Here is a 7,416-nt window from a genome sequence, read left to right as displayed (position 1 = left end):
CTTCACCTGCCGGTAGGCCGAACCCCTCGTACACCGAGGCCACCACGGCCATGGCCGCCCGGGCATATTGACGGACGAATTCGGCGTCGCTGATGTGTCCGGTGAAGCTGACGTGCTTACCGATGCCCAGGCGACGGATCAAGCGGGTGATACCGCCGTTCTCCTTGGGCGTGCCGACCACCACGAGGCGGACCGGACGCCTGCGGGCCACTTGGGCCACCGCCTGCAGCAGGTAGTAGAGCCCCTTGAGGGGAACATCCGAACTGGTGGTGACGATGATCCGCCCCGGTTCCCGTGGGATCTCCGGGATGGGATAGAACAGGCGCGTGTTAATGCCGTTGGGCACCACATGAAAGCGCTGGTCCGATATGCGAAACTCCCGGGCGATATCCTGACGGGCGGATTCGGAGACGGTGATGATGTGTTTCAAGGTCCGCGAGACCCGCTTTTGCATACCGATGAACGAGAACCAGCGCAGCTGCTTGAGCTTTTTCCAGTACGAACGGACTGCCTGCACGGCGATTCGGCGATCGATGGTGATCGGGTGGTGGATGGTGACGATGGTGGGGATCCGGCGGGCCATGGCCCAGACGCCATAGGAGAGGCTCTGGTTGTCATGAACGATATCGTAGCGCTGCATGCGGGTCCGCAGAAACTGCCAGGCCCGGATGCCGAAGGTGAACGGCTCCGGGAATCCCATGGTGGAAACGCCGGCCCACTCCATGAAATTCACCGGATCGGAAAGTTCCTTCAACGTTGGCATGCGAAACAGGTGGTCCGGATTGTACAAGTCCAGGCAGGGTAATCGATAGACGGGGATATCGGCATCCAGCATGGGGTCGGGCGGACCGGAAATCACCTCCACCCGGTGGCCGATATCCTTCAGGGCGCGACTGAGGTTTTTCAGGTAAACCCCCTGGCCACCACAGTGGGGATTGCTCCGATAGCTCAGAAGGCAGATGCGCAATGGACGGTCGGGATCATTGGTCATGGGGAAATGCAGCCTGTCCGGATTGATGGCACAAAAATGGACCCTTACCGCCGGCTGCCCATGCCGTCAAGCATTTTCGCCACGCATCGGGGCGTTGTTCCCCGTTTCGGATCCCATGGTCCGGACGATCCTTGTTTTCGTATTCGGCAACCCATTGGCGACTTTAGTTTGTCGATGACGGGCCGATATCAGGAACATGATAATCGGCTGCAGCTTCCCGGGATAACCCGTAAAGCACCAGAAAGCCAATCATTATAGATTATTACGGAATAGATCAACACAGAGAACTCAGATCCAAATGGAAGACGTTCCAAAAGAAACTTTGTTGATTGTGGATGACGAGGAGAGCATCCTCGAAGTGGCTTCGGAATATTTCATGGCCAAGGGCTATCATGTCCTCACGGCTGAAAATGGCCGATGTGCCGCCGACATCATTGCCACAGAGAAAATCGACTGCTGTTTTACCGATATCAACATGCCCGAAATGGACGGCCTGGAGCTGGCTGAACATATTCGCAAGGTGGACAACACCATTCCGGTCATCATCATGACCGGCTACCCTTCGTTGGACAATACCATCCAGACACTGAAGAACGGTGTCGTCGATTTTCTGATCAAACCGGTCAATCTCAATCAGCTGGAGCTTTGTGTCAAGCGGGTCCTGCGCGAGCGCCGGCTTTTCATCCGCAATCTGTTCCTGGCCAAGGAGGTCGAGGGAAAACAACGGATCGAGAAGCTCAACCGCGAATTGACCTACAAGGTCGATGAACTCAACACCCTCAACCGTATCATGACCGATTTTACCACCATTGATTCCAGTGTCGACTTGTTCAAGCGGGTGGTGGATCTCTCCACCGAGCTGACCCGTGCCAACGAGGCGGTCTTTTATATCATTAACGAGGCGGTCAACCAGCCGGTTCCGGTGGCCCGTTCGCTGGCCAGGCGCAATGGCCATGGCGCCGCCGGTGATCAGCAACCCGACCCTTCCGATGCGCTTGATCTCGGCGGCTTTATCATGGAAAATCGGGAGGAGGACAAGCCTCTGCTGATCCAAGACACGGCCAATGTCCCCGGGCTTCCCGAGGTGCTGCGCTCACTGATGCTGGTGCCGCTTAACATTCGCAACAAGGTGTTTGGTATCCTGGCGGTGTCCGCGCAGGACGGGGCGGTTCGATTTTCTGAAAAAGACCTCTACTATATGTCCTTCATGACCAATAAAGCGGCTTATGCAATTGAAAACATAGCGCTTTATGAAAATATTTATGAAAACTTGTTTGCCACCCTATACGCATTCGTACGGGCCATCGAGGCCCGCGATCCGTATACGGAGCAGCACTCCAACCGTGTCACCCGCATCGCCACCGCGCTCTGCAGGGCCATGGGCGGCAGCCAGGAGGAACAGGATATCCTGCATGTCGCCGGTCAACTGCACGATATCGGAAAAATCGGCATTCGTGACGATATCCTGCTCAAGCCCGGACGACTGACCGACGAGGAGTTCCGCATTATCAAGGAGCACCCGGTGATCGGTGCCAATATCGTGGAGCGTCTGGGCTTGTGGGACCGCGAAAAGAACATCATCCGTTGCCACCATGAGCGCTACGACGGCAAGGGCTACCCCGACGGTTTGGCCGGTGCGAGGATTCCCATGCTGGCGCGGATCCTGTCCGTTGCCGATGTCTACGATGCCATTGCCTCCGACCGTGCCTACCGCAAGCGCATGGAGGAGGACAGGATTCTGGGGATCATGTATGGGGGATCCGGAACCCAGTTCGACGCCGGCGTAATAGATGTTTTCCGCTCGCTTTACGAAAAAGGGGATATCGCGCAGATTCTCGCCGATGCGCCGTGATGATCATCTGGTCCCAACCGCCCGAATGATCCGGTAGCGGCACCGGCCGCCGGATCCCCGCTATCCATCTGCACACCGCCTTCGTAATCGCCGTTTTTGCCCGTTTTCCCAGTCTTGCCGCCTCGTTCCCGCCGCTGGAGAACCACATCCATCGCCGCCGCAGCCTTCCAGGGCCATCGCATTTGGATCGATTTCTATTTTTGCGGGCAAGGCCTGCTCCAATTTCCTGTGATATCAATATCTATCGTTGCTTGTTGGTGGAGCTGGCCTTGCCTGCGACCATTATTTTGTAGAGTAGGTTCCAAATGCGATTGCCCTGCGCAGCCTTCAGCCCACTCTTTATCATTTGATTCGAATGTAGTAAGAGCCGGACCATTGCCAAGTGAACGCTGACGGATTCGTAAAAAACCCGATATCGGCGTTACGCGTATCCTTCGTCACTGCGGCGTACGCCAAATACGCCTCATTCCTTAAGGATTCGCAAGCCTTGATCTCGGGCTTTTTACGAATCCGTCGGGAATGCGACTTTTTACGAATGCATCAACGCTTGGCAGCGAATGAAAAAAGGAGCGATTATGCCGGCCTGGTCGGAACCCAAGGATTTGAAAACGTGGTTCTTGCAGGGATTCAGCTTACGGGGCGGGGTCCTGGTGTTGGCGGTGTTGGCCGTCCTGCTCTCCGAAGTGCGCTTCAACTGGGTGGAAATCATGCTGGGCCGTTACCTGGCGGCCACCAACAGTTATCGTCCGGAGTCAGGCAATGTATGGGAGGAGGGGCACTTGCGGCAGGTGGCCACCCAGACCCTGGAGAAGATGGTTACCGACCAGTTGGCCGCCCAACGCGAGGCTCGCGAGGCAACCTCCATGTCCCAGTTGATCGAAGGCGTGTCCGATTCCCGGGGGAGCATGCTCTCCGCGGAACGGTTTCGCGTCCTTTACAGTCAGCTTCCCGAAGCGACGGAGCGGACCCTTTTTCCGCCGATGCGCTTGCTGAGCATCAGTGCTGACCGGAGCTGGGATCGGGTCTACCTGGAGCGGGAAAACGGCAAGGTGGGCATTTACCTTCTGGACCGTTCCAACAATGTGCTCAATTATACGACCACCAGCGGCCAGGAACTCGAATCCACCGGCGGCAGTGCGCCGGCCGTCAGGGGAACATTAGAGGCGCTGCCGGAGTTTGCCGGACGCATCTATCCCGCCGATCGTTTTTTCAGAGCCTTGGAAACGCTTCCCGTGGAGGTCCAACGGGCCGTTCTGCCACAACCCGCAGCGGTGTTGGCGATCGAGGGTAGCCCGGTGCGCGTGGGTATCAGCGACGAGGTCAATGCCGACACGATCCGGATCGCCATCGAGATGCAAACGCCCGAGGGCCGTCAGATTACCACGGTGATGGGGCAGGAGTGGGCTGTCTGGCAGGTTCGCGTGCTGCTGGAACCCCGGCTGGCCAGCCCCTCGCCGACGGTTCCGCAATCCTCGGTTTCGATTTTCGGCAATTCCTTTTCCCCGTCTGCGTCCACCCAGCCGGACGACCCTGCCCAACAGCCGAAAAAGCGCCGGCAGCGCCCCTGGATACCATTTCCCAAGGATAACCGATGACACTGCCCGTGCGCCTTATCCGTTTTGCGTTGCCGGTGTTCTATGCCCTGTTGGCACTGGCAGCCGTCGCCGCGCTGGGGGTACTTTGCCTCTTCCTGGTAGCGGTCAGGGATCTTCCCCAGGTGCCGGATCCCATCAGCCGGATCAACGATACGCCGGCCACGGAGATTTTTAGCGCCGACGGCCGTCGGATCCTGGCCATTGGCGGCCGGGAGACCGTGGCCCTGGAGGATGTTTCCTATGTTTTCGTGCAGGCGATCCTGGCCACCGAGGACCACCGTTTTTGGGATCACCACGGAATGAACAAACTGCGAACCCTCAAGGCGCTGTATGTGACCCTGTTCGAACCGGGCAAGGTGCAGGGGGCCTCCAGCATCACCCAGCAGCTGGCCAAGAACCTCTTCTTCAGTTTCGAACGCACCTACACCCGGAAATTCCGGGAACTGTTGGTTGCCTTCCAGATCGAGGCCCAGTTTTCCAAACAAGAGATTCTGGAGGCCTATATCAACCAGATCCCCTTTGGCGTGGGTGCTTATGGCATCGGTGAAGCGGCACGGACCTTTTTCGACAAGTCCGCCGGCGAACTGACCCTGCCGGAAGCGGCCCTTCTGGCGGGTCTGCCCAAATCCCCCACGCGCTACAACCCTTTCCGTTATCTGGAACGGGCCAAGGCCCGCCAGAAAGTGGTGCTCCAACGCATGGTGAAAACCGGCATGATCACCCCGCAGGAGGCCGCCGATGCCGCTGCGGCACCGCTGGAACTGCGCAAACAGGCCCGCGCCATGCGCGTGGACAGTTATTTCCTGGATGCCGTGATGAAGTCTTTGGAGGAGGAATTCACCCCGGAAGTGGTCTACCATGGCGGTCTGCGGGTATTCACCACGCTGGATGTCGGTTTGCAGCAGCTCGCCGAGACCGCTTTGCAGGAAGGCATCGGCCGGCTTGAAAAGAACATGAAAATCGATAAACCCGCGGATGCGGCGGCTGAGGATGACGATAACGGCCTGCAGGGCGCCCTGGTGAGTGTGGATGTGGCCACCGGTGCGGTCAAGGCCCTGGTCGGCGGACGTGATTTCTTCAAGACGCCTTACAATCGGGCCTTGCAGAACAATCGCCAGCCCGGCTCCGGATTCAAGCCCTTTCTCTATTACAGCGTGATGGAAAACCTCAACAAAACGCCGGCCGATGTGGTGGAGGACCGGCCGGTCTCCATCGCCGTCAAGGGCCAAGCGCCGTGGCGTCCGCGCAATTTTGAAGGCCGCCATAAAGGCCCCCTGATCATGAAGCGGGCTTTTTCCGAATCGATCAACACCGTGGCCGCCCAACTGGTGCAGGAATTGGGACCCGCGGCCGTGATCCAGACGGCCCGCCGGTGCGGCATCAGCAGCCCCCTCAAGCCGGTCTATTCGGTGGCCCTGGGGACTTCTGGGGTCAGCCCCCTGGAGATGGCTTCGGCCTATGCCACTTTCGCCTCGGGCGGGGTCCGCCATGTGCCTTTCTGGATTCGTCGGGTTGAGGATGTCAACGGCCAGGTGCTGGAAGAGCACATCGTCACCGGCGAACGGGTGCTCAACGAGTCGGTGACCTACCAGCTGGTGGACATGATGGCCAGCGTGATCGACGGGGGCACGGGCAATGTGGTCCGGCGCATGGGATTTACCCTGCCGGCCGCCGGCAAGACCGGAACGACCAACGATTTCCGTGACGCCTGGTTCACCGGCTTCACCCCCACCATCAGTACCTCGGTCTGGGTGGGCTTTGACAAGGGGCAGGGCATGCACGATAAGCGCGGCGTCGGCATCACCGGCGGGCGGGGCGCGGCTCCCATCTGGGCACAGTTCATGAAACAAGCCACCCAGGGGGAACCGCCGCGGGAATTCAAGGTGCCGGCCGATATCTATTTCAAGAACGTCAATCCCGAGACCGGATCCTGGGCCGGGTTCTGGACCGGCGACCCGGTGCGCGTGGCCTTGAGAAAAAACCAATGACGCTCTGGTTCAAACATTTGGCGGTGCGTTTGTGGCTGGCGCTTTTCATCGCCAGCCTGACGGCAATGCTGCTGCTGCCGGCCCTGGCCCGGTCCATGGGGCCGGCCTGGATGATCATCCCGGTCGTGATCTTTTTTCTTTTCAGCTTCTGGCTGGTGGGTTGGGTTTTCGCCGCCATCGGACGCCATCAGATGGATCGCCTGCTGGGTGAAGCCTCCGTGTGGGAGCGGGCGGGAATGAATCGGGAGGCCCGTCAGCTTCTGGCCCGCGCCGAGGGCACGGTGGACAGCTTCTTCTTCTCGCCCTTTTCGCGTCGCCGGCCCGCCGGTCGGCTGCTCGCCCAACTGGCGCGTTTGAGCTGGCCAGCGGCACCGCCGAAAATGCGTCGGAATCGGTTGTCGCCGCCTATCTGCGCGTTTCCCCCCGTGATCGCGAAGCGGCCGCCAAATGGCTGGAAGGCCTTTTGGCGGGCCGGGCGGTGACGCGTTACACCCACGACATCGCCGTCCAGATCGGCGCGGCGCATCCCGATGACGTGCCCATTCAGCGCATGCTGGCCCAATTCTATCTATCCGAGCGGCGGTGTGATTTCGTCGCCCTGAATACCTACCGAACGGCGATGCGCGCCAATGAAGCCCCACCGGTGGAGCTGATTCACGGTGTCGCCGATCTTTTTCTCGCCAATCAGCGGGTGGATAACCTGGCCCTTCGGGTTTATCTGGAGAGCTATCAGCACGGCAGTCGCGATTCGCGGATCCTGCCCGGCTTGACCGCCTGCTGCCGCCTGATTCATCCCACGCCCTTGACCCTACCCGACTTGGAAAGCGCAGAAACGATCCTGGCCGGCATCGATTCCGCGCGGCGGAGGGCGATGGCCGTCGATTTCATGCCCGATATGATTGCGGACCATGCGGCGCGGTCGCCCCGGCGGCACCGACGGTATCTTGCCGACCTGGGCACCGGCGTCAAAAGCGCCCTTGGCGCGATGCG

6 protein-coding genes are annotated in these 7,416 nt (G+C 59.5%); 5 read left to right on the top strand and 1 reads right to left on the bottom strand.

Annotated elements, in window-relative coordinates; genetic code table 11:
- On the bottom strand, nt 1–991 hold a 991-nt coding region (locus JCM12296_RS30845), incomplete at its 3' end, for a glycosyltransferase family 4 protein (protein ID WP_054701089.1).
- A 331-nt stretch (nt 992–1,322) separates the two neighbouring features.
- Here JCM12296_RS30845 and JCM12296_RS30840 point away from each other — a divergent pair.
- The 5 genes from JCM12296_RS30840 to JCM12296_RS30820 form a co-directional block, all read left to right on the top strand.
- A complete protein-coding gene (locus JCM12296_RS30840; protein WP_246805170.1) occupies nt 1,323–2,843 on the top strand; it encodes an HD domain-containing phosphohydrolase in 1,521 nt (506 codons plus the stop codon).
- A gap of 575 nt (nt 2,844–3,418) precedes the next feature.
- Nucleotides 3,419–4,438, top strand: coding sequence for a hypothetical protein (locus JCM12296_RS30835; RefSeq protein ID WP_054701082.1), 1,020 nt, complete (start codon nt 3,419–3,421; stop codon nt 4,436–4,438).
- A complete protein-coding gene (locus JCM12296_RS30830) occupies nt 4,435–6,426 on the top strand; it encodes a transglycosylase domain-containing protein (protein WP_054701080.1) in 1,992 nt (663 codons plus the stop codon). Before JCM12296_RS30835 ends, JCM12296_RS30830 begins: the two co-directional genes overlap by 4 nt.
- Nucleotides 6,423–6,908: a hypothetical protein gene (locus JCM12296_RS30825; protein WP_054701077.1), complete on the top strand. Its 486-nt coding sequence runs from the start codon at nt 6,423–6,425 to the stop codon at nt 6,906–6,908. Before JCM12296_RS30830 ends, JCM12296_RS30825 begins: the two co-directional genes overlap by 4 nt.
- Nucleotides 6,890–7,416, top strand: a 527-nt coding sequence (locus JCM12296_RS30820; protein WP_054701074.1) for a hypothetical protein, incomplete at its 3' end; no start/stop codon positions are given. The genes JCM12296_RS30825 and JCM12296_RS30820, both read left to right, overlap by 19 nt.

The sequence above is a fragment of the Desulfosarcina cetonica JCM 12296 genome (genome assembly GCF_001311845.1).
Taxonomy (GTDB): domain Bacteria; phylum Desulfobacterota; class Desulfobacteria; order Desulfobacterales; family Desulfosarcinaceae; genus Desulfosarcina; species Desulfosarcina cetonica.
The sequence above is the reverse complement of the archived record's forward strand: the minus strand, read 5'-3'. Positions and strand labels throughout refer to the sequence as shown.